Source organism: Methanocorpusculum vombati, assembly GCF_026891935.1.
Taxonomy (GTDB): Archaea; Halobacteriota; Methanomicrobia; order Methanomicrobiales; family Methanocorpusculaceae; genus Methanocorpusculum; species Methanocorpusculum vombati.
Genome location: NZ_JAPTGC010000010.1, coordinates 48,991 through 66,647 on the forward strand (window position 1 = coordinate 48,991; position 17,657 = coordinate 66,647).

Sequence of the window (17,657 nt, forward strand, 5' to 3'; positions counted from 1 at the left end):
CTCAATGGCAGAAACTATTCTGGTCTCTAAAAAATCCATTCTATGGCTTTACACTTGTTACGTCACGAACGTTTTTACTTTCATTTTTGGGAAATGGTAAGCGATTGAGTGGTGTCTTCGGCACTGTGCAAAAAACACCAAGCAGTACACAGTTTTTTCAAAAAGACCTTGAAATCATTTCGTCACATCACAATTTCCTCATCACACAAATTTATTTCATGCACAGTGGGCAAACATACAATGATGACTAAATACAGAACAATAACCCTTGATAAAATAAAAACTGATGAGGACACGAGCGACGAAGAGTTTATCGTCTGCCCTACCGCAGAAACATCTCTGGACGAACTTACTTACTCCGGAAGATATCAGCAGAATTGAAGCCGTGAGAACTGATATCCGTGAAGGACGCGGGTATACTGCACGGGAAGTTCGCCGGAGTATTGACACAATGGATGAATGACTCTTCCATTGTGTACGTCCCTCTCTTTTTCATCCTCACCCGAATATTTATCCCCCGTCCCGGTAAACTATTCATCTATGCCCGACAAAGCCGAGATACGGAACCAGCTCAAATCCGTTCGCGACGCTTTGACCCTCGAAGAACGCCGCGAAAAAAGCTACTATATCACAACCCACCTCAAAAAATTTCTCCAGCCCTACCAAACGGTCTTCGCCTACGTCTCCAAAGAACCCGAAGTGGAATCGCTCGTCATCATTAACTGCCTTCTCGAAGAAGGAAAAACCGTCATCGTCCCCATCATCCAGACCGACACCAAAACACTTCGTCTCTCCTACCTGAAAAATGTCGCCGACCTCGAACCCGGAACCTTCCATGTCCCCGAACCGCTCTCCACCGAAATCCCAGCGCCCGCTGAAAAGATCGAGATCGCCTTAATGCCCCTCGTCGGATTCGATCGGAGCGGCAACCGGCTCGGCTACGGAGCGGGATACTACGACCGGTTCTTTGAAGCCTACCCGGACATTCCCCGTATCGGCCTTGCCTACGCATGCCAGGAAGTTCCCGCCATTCCCGCCGACCCCTTCGACCGCAAAATGGACTGGATTGTCACCGAAAACGGATTTATCACCTGCAATCCTGCGCGCCCGCGACTTTGATGCATTGCAGTTCTATAAATCTCTTTTTACTCGCCGCAATTTTTTGCCCACACAAATATTTTAAATACCACATAATGCTTACGTAGAGTAAACAAGAAAATTACAGGTGATAAACTCAATGACAGATCCAATAACTCTTCCATTAATTGTACAGGAGGCAGACAGCAGCGATGTCGGGCGCGGATACGCGAGAATCAACAACGACGTCATGGCCAAACTCGGCGTTGACTCCGGCGACTTCGTCAAGATCACCGGCAAACGCACCGGCGTTGCCAAAGTCATGCGGTCCGCCCTCTCCGGTTCGGGCGGCATTGCAATAGACGGCGACACCCGCCGTGCGGCAGGTGCCGGTATCGGCGACACCGTCATGGTCGAAAAGACCGAACCGCAGACCGCATCCAAAATCACCATCCAGCCCGCAGCCCAGAGTATCAAACTCGACAGCCGCCAGCTGGAACAGTTCATCGTACAGCAGTACGCCGGAAAACCGATCGCCAAAGGCCAGATCATCCAGATTCCGCTCGCAACCCAGACGCGGAACGAAGACCCCTTCTTCTCCGGATGGGGAGGCTTCTCCAGCTACAGCACCGAATACTACGCATTCGTCATCTCCGACGTCTCGCCCGGCGACATTGCCATTATCGGATCGCAGACCGCCGTCCACTACAAAGACGCCGTCTATAAAGGAGACGATGCCCCGAAAGGAAAATCCGCCGGAAATATCCACTATGAAGATATCGGCGGTCTTGGCCGGGAACTCTCCCAGGTTCGGGAGATGATTGAGTATCCGCTCCGTCACCCCGAAGTGTTTGAAAAACTCGGCATCGAACCGCCAAAAGGCGTCCTGCTCTACGGTCCGCCGGGAACCGGTAAGACCCTGATTGCCCGTGCGGTTGCAAACGAAGCGGGCGCATACTTCGACACAATTTCGGGACCCGAAATTGTGTCGAAGTACTACGGTGACTCCGAGGAAAAACTCCGCGAGATCTTCCAGAAGGCAGAAGAGAACGCCCCGGCAATCATCTTCATCGATGAGATTGACTCCATTGCCCCGAAACGTGAGGAGTCCAAAGGCGAGATGGAGCGGCGTGTCGTTGCCCAGCTGCTGTCCTTAATGGACGGCTTGAAGAGCCGTGGCAAAGTCATCGTGATCGCCGCAACCAACCTGCCGGACGCAATTGACCCAGCTCTTCGCCGGGGAGGACGGTTCGACCGGGAGATCGAGATCGGCGTGCCGGACAAAGACGGAAGAAAGGAGATTCTCCAGATTCACTCCCGCAACGTCCCGCTTGCCGAAAACGTTGACCTCAACAAGTACGCCAACACCACCCACGGATTTGTCGGTGCTGACCTTGCCCTCGTGGTCAAGGAAGCCGCCATGCACGCACTGCGCCGTGAGTTCCCGGGCATGAATCCGGATGAGACCATCTCCAAGGAGAAGCTCGAAGGTCTGAAGGTCACCGCCGAGGACTTTGAGGCAGCACTGAAGATGGTGCAGCCCTCCGCGATGCGGGAGGTTCTTGTCGAGGTGCCGGACATTCACTGGTCGGACGTCGGCGGACTTGACGGCGTGAAAGAGGAGCTCCAGCAGGCAGTTGAGTGGCCGCTCAAGTATGCGGATGTGTACAAGCAGTTTGCCACCAAGTCGCCGAAGGGATTCCTGATGTTCGGGCCGCCCGGAACCGGTAAGACGCTGCTTGCAAAGGCGGTTGCCAACGAGTCGGAGTGCAACTTCATCGCAGTCAAAGGTCCTGAACTGATGTCGAAGTGGGTCGGCGAGTCCGAGAAGGGCGTGCGGGAGATCTTCCGGAAGGCCCGGCTTGCATCGCCGTCGATCATCTTCTTCGATGAAATAGACTCGATTGTTCCCCGCAGGGGAAGCTACGAGGGTTCGTCCCATGTAACCGAGAGCGTGGTCAGTCAGTTCCTGACCGAGCTTGACGGTCTGGAGGAGCTGAAGAACGTGGTTGTGATCGGTGCGACCAACCGTCCTGATATGATCGATCCGGCTCTGCTTCGCCCCGGACGGCTGGAGCAGCACATCTTTGTGCCGCCGCCGGATGAGGAGGGCAGAAAGCAGATTCTTGCGGTGTACCTCAAGGGCGTTTCGGATATGCTGGCCGAGGATCTGAACGTGGATGATCTGGTTGCCGCAACCGACGGGTTCGTGGGTGCAGACATTGAGGCTCTTGTCCGTGAGGCGAAGATGGTTGCGATCCGCGAGTTTGTGAAAGCAATGGCAGGCCGCGAGGCAGAGGAGATCAAACTTGCCGTAGGTTCGGTGAAGATCTACAAGCGTCACTTCGATGAGGCCTTAAAGCGCGTCCGCCCGTCGCTGGACAAGGAAGGCCGCAGGACCGCGGAACGCGATTCCTGGCCGTACCGGTTCAATGAGGAGGAGCGTGCAGTTCTGGACAAGGCGATGACTGCCCTGAAGATGGCTGAGTACAAGACGGATGAGGATGCAGAAAAGAAGGAGCAGGCAGAAAAACTTGACCGTCTCCTGATGCGTCATCAGAAAGACTTTAGCGCAATCAAAGAGATAACTAAAAGCATAGAGAACTGAGAGGGGGGACGATGATTCCCCTTTCGGTTTCGGAAGTGATACAACTATGCCGGAGTCATCGGACGATGCCTACAAGGATCTGATGGATATTATCCATCAGATCATTACTGCTCATGTTTCCGGCGAGGGCGAGGAGAAGCTCCCGCCGATCATGGGAGTAAAGTTTGTCTTAAACGGGGGTACGATTCATCTGGCCCCTGTCAATCCTCAGCCGAAGACGATTCCCCTGGAGGTTTTTGAGGATGCGGGAACGATTATTATTCAGACGGAGCTTCCGCCGGAGTGTCCGGATGATTTCTTTATCGCATATCAGGACGGGAAACTGCAGCTGAATGCCGGAGCCCGCCGTGAGTACTCGGCGGTGATTCCGGTAGCGGAGATCGATCCGTCCTTGACGGAGACACATCTGCACAACGGTGTGCTTGAGGTCATCTGCTTTAAGAAAAATACTGAAGAGTAATTGTTTGTGGAGGTTTACTCCGCAATATCTTTTCTTTCAATGAGATACAGTTCTGGACTTTGTTTTGCCAGCTCTCTGAGCCGCACGTCAAAGCCGGTTGCAGAGAAAAGGCCGACACGTAAGAGATTAAAAGAAATTTTTTTTCTGCCGCAGAATTCTCAGAAAAGTTTGCGGCTGATGTCTTCATCGATGAAGATCGGCTTTTCGTCCGATAAATTTCATGTTGCCATCCTGAATTATTATTGAAATAATGATTATGCAAATTATAATTATTTTAATAATATTCTTCGGGAGATGTTCAGTCTTCCTTCGGCAGCATCCGCAGGAGGGTGTTGATGGTTTTCTGGAGTTCGGAGATGATTTCCCGTTTTGCCACAGCTTCTTCTTCGTACTGGGCAGTTATTTTTGCGAGTGAGTCACGAACGTCAGCGAGTTCTGTTTCCATTTGTGTCAGGCGATTGAGATATTCTGCGTCGGTGGTGATGTTGCCTTCGACGCTTATCCAGTACTTCAGCGCTCGGACGATCACTGCGGTGCGATCGGTGCCCTCTTTTTCCTTGAGCTGATCAAGTTCTTTGATCATGGCTGCCGGGAGGCGAAGGCTGATCTGCTCCGGTTTTACCGTATTTCTGACACCCCGCGTCATGCAAATATATGGTAGATGCGAGGCAGGGATTAGCCTTGGCAAACCGACATCTATTTAATGAAACCCATTGCATTTCTATTTGAAAACCATTGGATATCTTATTATGGGTGAAAAGATGGACAAATGGGGTGCAGTGAATACCAAACTTACGAAGGAGGACGGCGTGTCACGAACAACTGTTGTGGTCTGTGTTCTTGCCGGAGTTTTGATTGCGGGAGTGTTGTTTGTTGTGGGAATGTATGCAGCTGAGCCGGTAATTGACGAATACCTCCAAACAAAACAGATTTACCAGCTTTATGACTTCTATGATCAGGATATCGGATCAACTCAAACAGCCGTCTATTTTATTGGTAGTTCTGTTGTCGGTGATGCGGTTCACTGCCGGGAAATTGATCAGTATTTACAGAATGCAGGATACAACATCTCTACCTATAATCTATTGATGGATGGTGATACACCACTGCGTCGTTTACCCCAGATTCAAAATATCATTGAATCTCATCCGTCTTTCGTGGTAATTGGTGTAACCTACAGAAGTGTAACGGATGAGCAATGGGTTGATGAAACGGTTATACTTGTTAATGAGAAACTGAGGATCAATTCTAACGCATCTCAATTCTATTCTCCAGAGGAACTACACGATCTGAAACAGAAGCCGGACTTGAGGTACAAAGTTCGTTTTCTTCGCAGTGTTCTGATGCCGTATAGAGATACGTGGGGAAATGATGGAATCAGTTATGCAAAAGATCCATTCATTGTTATTTCAAACGATCGGCGTACGGCAAATATCTTGGCAGAGGATATTCAAAAACAAGCAAATGATCCTTCTGATAAATGGCGTCCGGTAGTTCCCGCTGAGATGACACGTCATAAACAGGCACTGATATACAATGTTCAGACCTTGCAGGATGCCGGTATCCCTGTTGTTCTCATCAACATGCCATTACATCCTCTGTTCTCGGAAAAGATCACCGATGAATCCCGACAGAATTTTTTTGATCTTCTCAATGAAACCGGAGCGAAGTGGTATGATATGGAATTTGCCTATGATGAGGAATATTTCCGTGACAGTCATCATGCATCGCTTGAAGGTGGAACATTCTTTTCCCAAGACATGGCCAAACTCATAATCTCGGAGGTGGAATCCGGTGCTGTTCACTACACCTGAGTACCTCATCTTCTTTGCCGTCGTTCTCATTGCAACCGAACTGCTCCGCAGAAAACTCTGGCAGCACTGTCTGCTCCTCGCCGCAAGCTACTACTTCTACTGGTGTTCCGGTTCCATCCACATTCTGCTGCTGGTCTTTGTTACCCTTGCCTCCTTCTTCTGCGGTGCAAAAATCTTTACCGCAGAAACAAACCGCCGGAAAAAATGCTGGCTTGCCCTTGGCACACTCATCCCGCTTGCAATCCTCGGCTGGTTCAAGTACATCGACTTCGGCATTGCATCAATTAACTCCCTGCTGGGCGCAGCCGGCATTACCGTCTCCGTTCCCCTTTTGCAGGTACTCCTGCCTGTTGGAATCTCCTTCTTCACCTTTCAGGCACTCAGCTACATCTTTGACATTTATCTCGGCAAACTCGAACCCGAACCGCATCTTCACAAATATGCGCTCTTCATCGCCTTCTTCCCGGCACTCGTTGCAGGCCCGATCGTCCGGGCAAGCGAATTTCTCCCGCAGCTGCGCGAGAAAATCCATATCAGCGGCGACAACCTGAAGGTAGGGATAACTCTCATTGTCTGGGGGCTCTTCAAGAAGATGGTCATCGCCGATAACCTCGGAAGCCGGGTTGACTTTGTCTTCTCCTCGCCGGAGACCGCAACCTCGGTATGGATCATTCTCGGCACCATTCTTTTCGGCATCCAGATCTACTGCGACTTCTCCGGTTACGCCCACATCGCGATCGGCTGCGCACGTTGTCTCGGATTTAAAATCCCGGAGAACTTCAACCTCCCCTACCTCGCCGCAAACATCCAGATCTTCTGGAGAAAATGGCACATGACCCTCTCGCGTTTCATCCGCGACTATGTCTACATCCCGCTCGGCGGCAACCGCAAAGGACACGTGCGCACCTACGCAAATCTCCTCGCCTCCATGGTAATCTGCGGCCTCTGGCACGGAGCCGCATGGACTTTTGTCCTCTGGGGAGGCTATCACGGCCTGCTTCTTCTTCTCCACCGCTACTTCATCGGAGAGAAAAAGATCGGAGTTACCAGTACATTCCTCGCATCCAACACAGGACTGCTGACGAAGATACTCATCACGCAGGCACTTGTCTTCTTCGGCTGGATGATCTTCCGGGCAAACAGCCCTGGTGATCTCCTCATCTGCATGCAGAAGATCCTCTTCTTTGACTTCCAGTTCTCCACCTTCACCAGACTTGCCGTCCTTGGCGGTGCGGGGCTGATCCTCCTTGCGTTTGTTGTCATGACAAACAAACGCCTCGCAGAATTTGCCAAAACCGCAGCAGTCTATGACTACCTCTCGTTCTGTGCACGGCTGCGGCCGTTCTACTGGACACTCTACATCGCCGTTCTTGGCTTTGCCATCCTGCTGCTCTCACCCCCGGAAACACCGGAGTTCATCTACTTCGCATTCTGAATAACAGCGCAGGATCACATTCCTGTTTTCAGTCAACACCCTTTGCACCCGAAAAACTATGTGGTTGCAAAAGAAATGAGATTCAGGTAAGAGGGGGACGAATTCATAACCATCACTACAAACCGCCGGGGAATCCGATGAACATCCTGTTTGCCGTCTGCGGCGAAGGACTCGGTCACGCATCACGCTCAACAAAACTTGCCGCATACCTTGCCCAGCACGGCCACACCTGCACATTTGCCTCCTACGGCAAAGCCCACGACTTCATCCAGAAACAGGGATTTCCCGTCCACGAAATCAGCCGCGAGGTCACGCTTGGAGGAGACGACGGCCTCTTCAGCCTCGCAAAAACCCTCTGGCTCTCCAAAACCGTCCCGGTATCCCTCCTGCACTCCTACCGCGACGCCCGCAGACTGCTCACCGAGCATCATTTCGATCTCCTTGTCGCCGACACCATGTATGCCGCAGGATACGCCGCAAAATCTCTTGGCATCCCGAACGCATTCATCACCAACCAGAATACCTTTGCCGCCGCCGCATCCCCGGACGCCGCATACTGGACCTATCTCAGCAGGATTGTACAAAAATATCTCCAGAAAGTTCCCGACATCGTCATCGTACCCGACTTCCCCCCTCCGGATACCATAAGCGGCTACAACTTTGCAATCCCCGAAGCAGAGATCGATCATTACCGGTTTATCGGCCCGATCCTTGACCGGGACCCCGGCACCGTCCCGCTTTCAGAGGAAACCATCTTCGCAAGCTTTGGCGGTGAACCCTTCAAACTCCCGCTGTATGCCATGCTCCGCGAAATTGCAGACGACATGCCGGACCACAGATTCGAAGTCTTCTCCACCACCCCCGGCCTGCCGGAAAACACCCAAAACTTCCGGACATTCGGCTACGTTCCCGATCTCCAGCCCTACCTTGCCAAATCCCGCGTGGCGATTCTGCACGGCGGCCTCACCTCCCTGATGGAATCCCTCTCTTTGGGAAAACCGGTCGTCATGATCATTGATCCCTATCATCCGGAACAGTGGAACAATGCGAAAAAAATCGAGGAGATGGGATCCGGCATCATGATCCTTGGCAATGCCGTCACCAAAGAAAAACTCGACACGGCAATCGCACAAGCCCTCATACTCACCCCTCCCGACCTGCGGCAGCTGCTCTCCGCCTTGGACGGACGGGAAACCGTCCGCGGGATTCTGGAAAGTCTGCACTCATCATGAGTTCAGAGTTCAGAACTCATTCCAATTTGAAATAAAAGCAGTCAGGTCTGTTTTTTCATTTCGGACAGAACGTATCTATTTATATACCTAACACCATATCTATACCACAAGAGAAAAAAATTCGATCTCCCCCTGTCGGGGAAGAGAGAAGGGAAAAAATCTCCGTCACCTCATTTTCAAAAAAATGAAATGAACTCTGAACTCTGAGTTCACGAACCACTCACTTCGTGTGCCGTCCGTCCCAGTACTCCTCCGGTTCCTCCCGGCACAGACGCTGTTCATGGAAGATCGTCTGTTTGCCGATCAACATATACGCAACAGCCACCGCCCCCATTGCCGGAACAAACAGCGAAAAGTCCCCGGTCATCTCAAGAACCATAATCATAATCGCAATCGGAGCATGGGCAATCCCGCCGAACAGAGCAAGCATCCCGATGATCACAAATGCCGGCACACTCGCAAGCGGCACAAGTTCCGGCAGAATCAGATGCAGAAACATCCCGAACGCCCCGCCCGCAAACCCGCCGACCGCAAGCCCGGGTGCAAACACCCCGCCGCTGCTGCCCGACCCGATCGTAAGGGAGGTGGTCACGGTTTTTACAATCGGCAGAAGAATCAGAACCGACAGCGGCAGCATATTGTACATCGCCATCTGCACAAACCCGTATCCGCTGCCAAGACTGGCCAGTCCCACCATCATCATCTCCGGCGAAAGATACGATAGAGCAATGATCAGAACACCGATCAGGAATGCACCCAGAACCGGCTTTGCATATTTTGGAATGTGATACCGAACGGCGACCCGGTCGAAGACCGCCTTTGTTCCGTAAAATGTTTTCACATAAAATATGCCGACCCCTGCGGCAAGGACGCCGAGGAGAAGAAAGAGCGGAATCTGTGCGACCGACCAGACGAGCGAAGCCGCACCGAAGATCGGCGCGTACCCTTCAAAGAACCCAAAAATGGAATAACCGATGATGGATGCAAGGAAGGACGGCATAACCACGTCCGCCTCAAAGTCTCGCAGATACAAAATCTCGGCGGCGAGAATTGCGCCGCCGAGCGGAGCTTTGAAGATCGTACCGATACCCGCACCGATACCGGTTGCAATCGCTATTTTTCGTTCGCGCGGCGAGAGGTGCAGCACGTCTGCAATAAACGCCCCGAACCCTGCGGCTATCTGGGCGGTCGGCCCTTCCCGCCCCGCAGACCCTCCGGTTGAGATCGTAATGATGGAAGCAACTGCCTTGACGATCGGAACCCGCCAGCGGATTTTTCCGTCGCCGTGATACGCCCGAATCGCCGCGTCGGTTCCGTGGCCCTCGGCTTCCGGGGCGAAGAAGTACACGATGAGGCCGGAGAGGAGAGCGCCTCCGCAGAGGATAGGAAGAATCAGCCAGACAACTGGCGGGGCTGTCCATCCGGCAATCTCTGCCGCAGTCTGACCTTCGAGGGGAAGGTCTGCACCGAAGAGAATCTCCATGACAAATGCTGTGCTGTACTCAAGACCTTTGAAGAAGAGATACGCCCCAAATCCTGAGATGACACCGACCGTCACCCCAATCAGAATCAGTTTTCTAAAGGAACTCTCACACTTCTTTTCGCTCACACATTCCATCCCCGCATGTAATCTGATACTTTCTCCTGCGGTTATAAAAAAGGAGAGGACTTGAACTGTTCACGCAGAACTGTTTTTGAGTACCTCTTCGTCGAGCATGTCGAGTTTTGCGGCGACCTGAACCATATCGATAGGAACGGCCACCATGTTGAGGGCAGTGCTGAGGAAGTCAAGCAGAATCTCCAGCACCACGGCAATTCCGAGAGCTTCGACCGGGATGCCGAGCTGGAGGAAGAGGATGGAGTAACAGGCGATTCCTCCGCCGGGAACGGGCGGGACGGCGAGTGCCAGAAGTCCTGAGGTGAGGATTGCCATAAAAATCCACGAGAGCGTGATGGGAACTGCATAGTAGTCTGCCATGAAGAGACAGACGCAGAAAAATATTGCCGCGTGGCCCGGACGGGAGAATGCGGTGCCGAGCGGCACCCCGAAGTTGACGAGCCGGGAGGAGATACCGAATTTTTTGCCGCAGGTTTCCATGTTGGTCGAAAACGTTGCGGCGGAGGATGCGGTGGTAAGGGCGATGAGGAACGACGGCAGAAGTTTTTTGGCAAGGACAACCGGCGAGATTCTTCTTCCCAGAACAACGCCCCCTCCCATGAGGAGGAGATTGACGATGACACAGAGTACAATGACGGCGAAGAGTTTCCAGAGGTCGCCGAGGTTTTCGATGTCGGTGAGCATGAGATGCAGAATGCTGATGAAGATGATGATCGGCAGAAGGGAGGTGATCCACTCCATGACCAGCTGAATGAGGGTGTTTGCCTGGCCGACGAACTGCACAATGGCGGGGATCTTTTTGTTGAGAATGAGCATTGCAAGACCGAAGACGACGGCAAGAAAGATGATCTGGAGGGTGTTTCCTTCGGCAAAGGGGGTGACGATGTTTGCGGGGATGATGGAGAGGAGCATGGCAAAGATTGCCTGGAACTCTCCGGCGCTCTGCGACCCGCCGGAGATTGCTACGGGGAAGAAGAAGAGGCATACAACCGTACAGACGACGAGGGTGAAGTAGATGCGCCCGAAGTATCTGCCGATGACTTTGTTGCCGATGTTGCCCAAGGTTGCCGTGTCGCCGATACTGTAGATACCCCACAGAAGCGAGAGGAACATCATGGGGAGTGCGATTGCGATGAGGACGCCGATAAAGGTATCAAAGAGCGGGGTGACCACTCCCGTGCCGATAGCGTGGGAGATGTCTGCCGGAAGCATGCGGCAGCCGAGTCCGGCAAGGAGTCCGGCAATGACGGAGCAGACAAGATAGATGAGAGGGTTGATCTTTTTCCGCTTCGGCATGAGGGCGATCTGGTTTTCGCCGTTGACGTAGTGGTAGGACGGAACAAGACCGATGTTTGCAAGGAGCGTCTGCACGGAGTTTCCGCCGGTTAAGACGCAGTCCTCTTCACCGCCGAAGGGGTTGACTTTGGGGCCGGGAACGGCCATGGTGATGTACTGGCGGCCCAGCCGTCGTCCGCTGCGGAAGGTGCATTCGCTTCCTTCGCCGAGGACAGCGAGCCATTTGAGGAGAACTTTCTCGACGGCTATCTGTAAGTTCTTGGCGTCGTCAGCACCGATCTGTCCTTCTTTGAGGGTCTTTGCGGTGAGCGAGCTTATCTCGGTGACCGCGGTTTCCGAAAGACGGTAGGTGAGGGTTTTTGGGGCAATGTCGAGCTGCATGGATACTGAGGTTGTGTGAGTAAGAATGTTCTGTGCTGGTATTTATTGGATGCGGGTTTGGGGAATCTGCAGGTACATTACTAATTTGACACAAGTTAGTAATTCTAAAGTAATTGCAAATGATTACTCTCTGGCGAATGGGTGTTCTGTATTCACTCTGTAATACTGAGCTTTTCCCCGTTTTTTCATCCGCACATATCCCCGTGCATCCAGATGCATCAGATCAGTTCTTGCAGTCTGATAGGCAACGGAAAATCTGTCTGCAATTTCCCGGATCCCGAACTCCTCATCCTTATACTTCAGCATATACCGAAGGATCTGTCCCTGCCGCTTTGTCAGATCCGGTAAAGCATCAATCAGACGATCTGCTTTACTTATCCTCTCTCTCTCATTGTGCAGATGCTCAGTGAGTTTTTCCCGTGCCTTTTGGATGCAGTGGATAGTATATCTGATAAAGTAGGTAAGATCCATTGCATCCTCTTCCGTTGCAGTGTAAGCGTTCCGGTACTGTGCCGGAGCCTGGGTGATAATTTTTGAGATCGGAATGTACTCAAACAGCCGGTAGCCCCGGGAAAGCACATACCAGTAAAACAGCGTCCTCGCGGTTCTACCGTTCCCATCGTAAAACGGATGGATGTACCCAATGAGGAAATGCAGTGCAATCCCGACAATGATCGGGTGAACAAATGAATCAGCAGTACTGTTTTCCCGATCTCGGTTCGCCAGATCGCAGACAGCCTGAATGAGGGCGGGAAGCTCCGCTGCCTTCGGAGGATAGTGAACAACTTTTCCCGACCGTCCTTCCACAACCGCAACATCGTCGGTTGTCCGAAACGTTCCTGACTGATGCTCATCCTTCAGGGTCTCGGTTGTTACAATCCGCTGAAGTTCACAGAGAAACTCAGGAGTAAGCAAAATATCTTTTTTGTCCCGGATAAACTGCATTGCGTGATGATTGTTTACAATCATCTGTTCGTCCTTTGTTTTGGGAGGAATATTTTTCCGCAGCATATTTTTGGCGACCAGTTCCGTAGTTACTGCGCCTTCCAGTCTGCTGGAATAAATTGCTTCATCGGAGAATGCCTCAATGATGTACTCAGACATTGTGTCGAGTGTTTTTTTTCCCAGATCCAAAATCCTGGAAAGATCCTGATCACACAGATACAGTTCTCTTGCAATTTCTCCGGTCAGTACATAGCGTATCTCAATTGGATCAAAGGGCAGCCGCTGTGATGCGAGATGGCGTGCAAGTTTCATCATCTGCCATATCCGGTCTGCAGCATCCGGTTTTACGCGGTAGCGAAGCTCTTCGTATGTATAATAATTCCCATACTCATTGATACGCTGTATCTCTTTTGCAAGTTCCTGCATATCCGCATCAGGGGGGGATGAGGAAGTATCTGTTTTCATAGTAGTATTTTTCAATTACTAACTTATTGAAATTAGTAGTTCATAAATATGCTCTTCCAAAAAGAGATCACCCTAATATCCCCTGCCGCCCTATTATACCAGTACAACAATGCCGGATCACCACACCCTCCCGGAAATCCTTGAGCAGGTCAGATGCGGCACGCTCGACCCTGCCGCCGCCGGGCAGCTGATCAGCAGTCTTCCCGTCGACGAAGTTGCCAACCTCGACCTCAATCGTGCAGACCGCTGCGGTATCCCGGAGGTTGTCTTAGCCGAAGGAAAAGACACCGACGCGCTGGTAAAAATCATGCACAGCTACGTCCGGGCTGCAGGCCGTGTTCTCGCAAGCCGCATCAGCCCCGAACAGGTACAGGCCGTTCTCGCGCATCTCCCGGACGGCATCATCGCCGACTACCGCGAGATCTGCCGCATCCTCATCCTCTCGGACGGCACCGTTCCGGCCCCCTCGGGCGGAACGGTTGCAATCGTAACTGCCGGAACCTCCGACATCCGTGTTGCCGAGGAAGCCCGCGCCATCGCCGAAGAGATGGGGGCATCTGTCCTGACAGCCTACGACGTAGGCGTTGCCGGAATCCACCGACTGTTTCCGGCGCTCGAAAAACTCCGGGACGCAGACATCTACGTCGTCTGTGCGGGCCGCGAAGGAACCCTCCCCTCCGTCGTCGCGGGCCTCGTCAACAAACCGGTCATCGGCGTCCCCGTCAGTACCGGCTACGGCTACATGGGTCACGGCGAAGCTGCCCTCGCCTCCATGCTTCAGTCCTGCGCCGCAATAACGGTCGTCAACATCGACGCAGGATTCACCGCAGGAGCAGTCGCCGCCCGTACCGCAGCACTCATCGGAGGAACCAAATGAAACGCGGACTCTACGTCGGAAGATTTCAGCCGTATCACAACGGTCACAAATCCGTCATCGAACGTATCGCCGACGAAGTCGATGAACTCATCATCGGTATCGGCAGCGCCGAGATCAGCCACGACCTCCGCCACCCGTTCACCGCAGGGGAACGGGTACTCATGATCAGCCGTGCCCTCAAAGACATCAACATCCCCGTCTATATTATTCCCTTGGAGGATGTCAAGCGAAACGCCCTCTGGGTCGCCCACGTCAAATCCATGACCCCGCCGTTTGACATCGTCTACACCGGAAACCCGCTCGTCATCGAACTCTTCCGCGAAGCAGGTATCCGGGTCACCTCGCCCCCCATGTACCGGCGGGAAACCCTATCCGGCACCGCCATCCGTGCCCGCATGATTGCAGGTGACGCATGGGAAGAATGCGTCCCCTCAGAAGTTGCAGACGTCATCCGGGAAATTCACGGCATCGACCGCATCCAGCAGATCGCAAAAACCGATTAACTTTTTTTGAACGAACCGCGACGGAAAGCTATATGTAGATACAGACAGCACTACATCTGAAAATTGTGACGGACCTCCCCGTATGAAAGTCATTGAAAATCCCCTCTATCAGAAACTCCTCCTCACCGCCGTTGCTATCGGCGTTGTCATGGACGGCCTTGACGGCTCCATCGTCAATGTCGTTCTGCCGGTCATCGCCGCGGACTTCGGAACCGATACCGGCACCATTGCCTGGGTTGTCATCATGTATCTTTTGATGATGGCGGGTTTTCTCCTCGTCTTCGGCAAACTTGCCGACCGCGGCCACATTCGCAAAGTGTTCATTGGAGGATTCGTCATCTTCACCGCAGGTTCTGCGGTCTGCGGTCTCTCGCCGGATCTTTCCTGGCTCCTTGCTGCCCGCATGTTTCAGGGAGTCGGCGCCGCCATGATCGCCGCCGCCGCTCCCATGCTCTGTGTCAAGTGTCTTCCGGCAAAGATGCTCGGCCTGGCACTCGGTGTTCTCACCATGGCAAGCTCCATTGGATTTGCCGCAGGCCCCGCACTCGGCGGTATTCTCACCCATTATTTCTCCTGGCACTGGATCTTCTTAATCAACATCCCGATAGGCATCGCCGCAATTCCGTTTGCCCTGCGGGTGATTCCCAAAGATGGTCCGGCCGAGAAGAAACCGTTCGATCTCCTGGGTGCGGTCCTCCTGTTTGCCCTGATGGCGTTTGGCATCTACGCACTGGAACGGCTGCCGCATCTGGGCACAACCAACCCGCAGATCCTCGCCTGCGCAGTTCTCTGCATGCTGTTTGCAGTACTGTTTGCCCTGCGGGAACTGCGGTGCGCAACTCCTCTGATCAATGTCCGGGTGTTTGCAAAATGGCGGTTCTCTGCGGTGGTCATTGCGTTTCTGATCATCAACGTGGTGTATATGGGCGTACTGTATCTCCTGCCGTTCTATCTCAGCACCGGAATGCAGTTTGACACAGCAGCAAGCGGCATGTATCTGTTGATCCCTCCGGCACTGACCGCAGTCCTCGGCATTCCGATCGGCAAATGGTCGGACCGGACAGGCCGCCGGAGTTTTTCAATTGGAGCCTGTGTCATACTGGTGGCGTTCAATCTGATCTATGCGGTGATCTTTCCGGAGATGGGCATTCTGCCGCTGCTTTGTGCCCTGATACTGATGGGCATCCTCTGGGGTCTGGCAGGCGGACCTGCGGCGAGCAGGATTGTGGAGCACGCACCGGAAGGCGAGCGGGGAACGGGTTCATCTCTGATGGCGGTCTGCATCTATCTCGGCAGCGTTGTCGGAACTGCACTCTACGCAACGATCTTTACCTTCGCAACATCCCCGGACGGAACGGTTATCGCGTTTGCGGATCTTCCGCTTGCAACGTTCATGACCGGATTCCATTTCACGGTTCTTGCGGGAATTGGTCTTGCGGTACTGGCAGTGATCCTGTCGGCTGTCGTTTTGGATCAGAAGTCGTCGGATAGACAATGACCGTTGTCGGCGCTGCACGGTGCGGTTCGTATGATCGCAATGCGGTCGCTTTCGCGGTTGCAAAAGCGACGGAGGCTGTCGGAGGGCTGCCGCCGCTTGCCGGAAAGCGGGTCCTGATCAAACCGAATCTGCTGTCGGATATGGGGCCGGAAACTGCGGCTACAACTCATCCGGAGATAGTGTATGCGGTCTGCCGGATGGTACAGGATGCGGGCGGCGTCCCCCTCATTGCAGACAGTCCGGGTGCGGGACACCTCTACACCCCCAGAACCCTGCGGCGCATCTATGATCGTTCCGGGATGACGCGGGTTGCAGCGGAAACCGGTGCGGAACTCTCGTTTGATACCGGTTCGGCGGAAATCTCATTCCCGGACGGGGTGATGATGAAACGATTTACGCTTATCAATCCGGCTCGTGATGCGGATGTGATACTCTCGGTCTGCAAACTGAAGACACATATGTTTACGAAGTTCTCCGGCGGTGTGAAGAATACCTTCGGCATGATTCCGGGTCTGAACAAACCCGTGTTCCACTCGCGGTTTCCGGCACAGGAGGATTTTTCGGAGATGCTGATTGACCTGAACGAGCTGGCAGGTGTGGACTTTGTGATAATGGATGCGGTCTGCGGGATGGAAGGAAACGGGCCTATGGGGGGAGATCCGAAGTTCTGCGGATATATACTGGCTTCCCGCTCGGTATATGCGCTGGACGTTTCCGCACAGCGGCTGATCGGCATGGACCCGGATCAGATTGCAACAACCGCTGCGGCACGCAGACGCGGTCTGCTGGATGGTGTCGAAGAGACCGGCGATGCAGTGGTGCCGGTCGCGGGTTTTGCACTGCCGCCAACCTATGCCGGACCGCAGAAGAATACCCGGGTTCGCCGTATGCTTCTTTCCCGCATGCAGAAGGCCGGACGACTCTATGCTCCGGCCCCGCATGCGGTTCCCGAACGGTGCACGGCGTGCGGGCAGTGCGTCCGCATCTGCCCGAAGGATGCGGTTGTTCTCCGGAACGGGAAGGCGGTGTTTGATCTCTCACGCTGTATTCGCTGCTACTGCTGCCATGAGATGTGTCGGGAGCGGGCAATTGATCTGAAACACGGAGCAATCAGCAGACTGCTCCGCTCTGTCCAAAACTGAAACGGTGCTGCCTGATCGGTCCTGAGATTCTCTCTCCCGCATGCATCTCTCGTCCCCTTTTTCGATCTGATGTGACGAAAGTACTTCGGAGTTTTTTCTGGAAGCTGTTGGTGGGGGAGTGGTGAGTGGGTAGGATGGGAAAAGAGAACGCGAGATTTCGCAGATGCGTCGCTTCGCTCCGCCAGCTTCGCTCGTCGCATTTGCTTTTCGTCGCTCGCCATCCCGCCCAGAGCTGGGCGGGCGGCGTTGCTGTCGCAAGCGCGACGGCAAATGCTCGCGAAGCTCCCACTCATCCCTTATCCTGCA

The 17,657-nt window shown here is 53.4% G+C and carries 14 protein-coding genes; 10 read left to right on the forward strand and 4 right to left on the reverse strand.

Annotation, left to right across the window (positions count from 1 at the left end; genetic code table 11):
* Nucleotides 1-540 precede the first annotated feature (540 nt).
* The 3 genes from O0S09_RS07900 (at nt 541) to O0S09_RS07910 (ending at nt 4,145) form a co-directional block, all read left to right on the forward strand.
* Nucleotides 541-1,119, forward strand: coding sequence for a 5-formyltetrahydrofolate cyclo-ligase (locus O0S09_RS07900; RefSeq protein ID WP_268923425.1), 579 nt, complete (start codon nt 541-543; stop codon nt 1,117-1,119).
* A gap of 118 nt (nt 1,120-1,237) precedes the next feature.
* Nucleotides 1,238-3,685, forward strand: a complete 2,448-nt coding sequence (locus O0S09_RS07905) for a CDC48 family AAA ATPase (protein ID WP_268923426.1) — start codon at nt 1,238-1,240, stop codon at nt 3,683-3,685.
* A 46-nt stretch (nt 3,686-3,731) separates the two neighbouring features.
* Complete coding sequence (locus O0S09_RS07910; RefSeq protein ID WP_268923427.1) at nt 3,732-4,145, forward strand: hypothetical protein; 414 nt, start codon at nt 3,732-3,734, stop codon at nt 4,143-4,145.
* Between the two features lie 298 nt (nt 4,146-4,443).
* Here the strand turns inward: O0S09_RS07910 and O0S09_RS07915 are convergent, their stop codons facing one another.
* Complete coding sequence (locus O0S09_RS07915; protein ID WP_268923428.1) at nt 4,444-4,791, reverse strand: ribbon-helix-helix protein, CopG family; 348 nt, start codon at nt 4,789-4,791, stop codon at nt 4,444-4,446.
* 103 nt (nt 4,792-4,894) lie between these two features.
* Between O0S09_RS07915 and O0S09_RS07920 the strand changes: the two genes are divergently transcribed.
* The 3 genes from O0S09_RS07920 (at nt 4,895) to O0S09_RS07930 (ending at nt 8,626) form a co-directional block, all read left to right on the forward strand.
* Complete coding sequence (locus O0S09_RS07920) at nt 4,895-5,959, forward strand: SGNH/GDSL hydrolase family protein (protein WP_268923429.1); 1,065 nt, start codon at nt 4,895-4,897, stop codon at nt 5,957-5,959.
* Complete coding sequence (locus tag O0S09_RS07925) at nt 5,940-7,394, forward strand: MBOAT family O-acyltransferase (protein ID WP_268923432.1); 1,455 nt, start codon at nt 5,940-5,942, stop codon at nt 7,392-7,394. The genes O0S09_RS07920 and O0S09_RS07925 overlap by 20 nt, the downstream gene beginning before the upstream one ends.
* A gap of 137 nt (nt 7,395-7,531) precedes the next feature.
* Nucleotides 7,532-8,626 (forward strand): glycosyltransferase, encoded by a 1,095-nt coding sequence (locus O0S09_RS07930; RefSeq protein ID WP_268923433.1) that lies wholly within the window; start codon nt 7,532-7,534, stop codon nt 8,624-8,626.
* A 220-nt stretch (nt 8,627-8,846) separates the two neighbouring features.
* Here O0S09_RS07930 and O0S09_RS07935 read toward each other — a convergent pair whose 3' ends face one another.
* From O0S09_RS07935 to O0S09_RS07945, 3 genes are all read right to left on the reverse strand, one after another.
* Nucleotides 8,847-10,235 carry a chloride channel protein gene (locus O0S09_RS07935; RefSeq protein ID WP_268923434.1) on the reverse strand — a complete coding sequence of 463 codons (1,389 nt, stop codon included), beginning with the start codon at nt 10,233-10,235 and terminating at the stop codon, nt 8,847-8,849.
* 69 nt (nt 10,236-10,304) lie between these two features.
* Nucleotides 10,305-11,921 carry a dicarboxylate/amino acid:cation symporter gene (locus O0S09_RS07940; protein ID WP_268923435.1) on the reverse strand — a complete coding sequence of 539 codons (1,617 nt, stop codon included), beginning with the start codon at nt 11,919-11,921 and terminating at the stop codon, nt 10,305-10,307.
* Between the two features lie 123 nt (nt 11,922-12,044).
* The gene (locus O0S09_RS07945; protein ID WP_268923436.1) at nt 12,045-13,331 is read right to left on the reverse strand and encodes a Fic family protein; all 1,287 of its coding nucleotides are present in this window, start codon (nt 13,329-13,331) and stop codon (nt 12,045-12,047) included.
* 109 nt (nt 13,332-13,440) lie between these two features.
* Here O0S09_RS07945 and larB point away from each other — a divergent pair, with 109 nt between their 5' ends.
* The 4 genes from larB (at nt 13,441) to O0S09_RS07965 (ending at nt 17,351) form a co-directional block, all read left to right on the forward strand.
* A complete protein-coding gene (gene larB / locus O0S09_RS07950; protein WP_268923437.1) occupies nt 13,441-14,208 on the forward strand; it encodes a nickel pincer cofactor biosynthesis protein LarB in 768 nt (255 codons plus the stop codon).
* Complete coding sequence (locus O0S09_RS07955; RefSeq protein WP_268923438.1) at nt 14,205-14,711, forward strand: nicotinamide-nucleotide adenylyltransferase; 507 nt, start codon at nt 14,205-14,207, stop codon at nt 14,709-14,711. The genes larB and O0S09_RS07955 overlap by 4 nt, the downstream gene beginning before the upstream one ends.
* Nucleotides 14,712-14,793: 82 nt before the next feature.
* The gene (locus O0S09_RS07960; RefSeq protein WP_268923439.1) at nt 14,794-16,209 is read left to right on the forward strand and encodes an MFS transporter; all 1,416 of its coding nucleotides are present in this window, start codon (nt 14,794-14,796) and stop codon (nt 16,207-16,209) included.
* Complete coding sequence (locus O0S09_RS07965) at nt 16,206-17,351, forward strand: DUF362 domain-containing protein (RefSeq protein WP_268923440.1); 1,146 nt, start codon at nt 16,206-16,208, stop codon at nt 17,349-17,351. Before O0S09_RS07960 ends, O0S09_RS07965 begins: the two co-directional genes overlap by 4 nt.
* The last annotated feature ends 306 nt before the right edge of the window (nt 17,352-17,657 follow it).

What these genes read in the sequence shown, in the direction of transcription:
- O0S09_RS07955 (WP_268923438.1), top strand. Translation starts at nt 14,205, where the DNA reads ATGAAACGCGGACTCTACGTCGGAAGATTTCAGCCGTATCACAACGGT.
- O0S09_RS07915 (WP_268923428.1), bottom strand. Translation starts at nt 4,791, where the DNA reads ATGACGCGGGGTGTCAGAAATACGGTAAAACCGGAGCAGATCAGCCTT.
- O0S09_RS07960 (WP_268923439.1), top strand. Translation starts at nt 14,794, where the DNA reads ATGAAAGTCATTGAAAATCCCCTCTATCAGAAACTCCTCCTCACCGCC.
- O0S09_RS07940 (WP_268923435.1), bottom strand. Translation starts at nt 11,921, where the DNA reads ATGCAGCTCGACATTGCCCCAAAAACCCTCACCTACCGTCTTTCGGAA.
- O0S09_RS07900 (WP_268923425.1), top strand. Translation starts at nt 541, where the DNA reads ATGCCCGACAAAGCCGAGATACGGAACCAGCTCAAATCCGTTCGCGAC.
- O0S09_RS07930 (WP_268923433.1), top strand. Translation starts at nt 7,532, where the DNA reads ATGAACATCCTGTTTGCCGTCTGCGGCGAAGGACTCGGTCACGCATCA.
- O0S09_RS07905 (WP_268923426.1), top strand. Translation starts at nt 1,238, where the DNA reads ATGACAGATCCAATAACTCTTCCATTAATTGTACAGGAGGCAGACAGC.
- O0S09_RS07945 (WP_268923436.1), bottom strand. Translation starts at nt 13,331, where the DNA reads ATGAAAACAGATACTTCCTCATCCCCCCCTGATGCGGATATGCAGGAA.
- O0S09_RS07910 (WP_268923427.1), top strand. Translation starts at nt 3,732, where the DNA reads ATGCCGGAGTCATCGGACGATGCCTACAAGGATCTGATGGATATTATC.
- O0S09_RS07920 (WP_268923429.1), top strand. Translation starts at nt 4,895, where the DNA reads ATGGGTGAAAAGATGGACAAATGGGGTGCAGTGAATACCAAACTTACG.
- larB (WP_268923437.1), top strand. Translation starts at nt 13,441, where the DNA reads ATGCCGGATCACCACACCCTCCCGGAAATCCTTGAGCAGGTCAGATGC.
- O0S09_RS07965 (WP_268923440.1), top strand. Translation starts at nt 16,206, where the DNA reads ATGACCGTTGTCGGCGCTGCACGGTGCGGTTCGTATGATCGCAATGCG.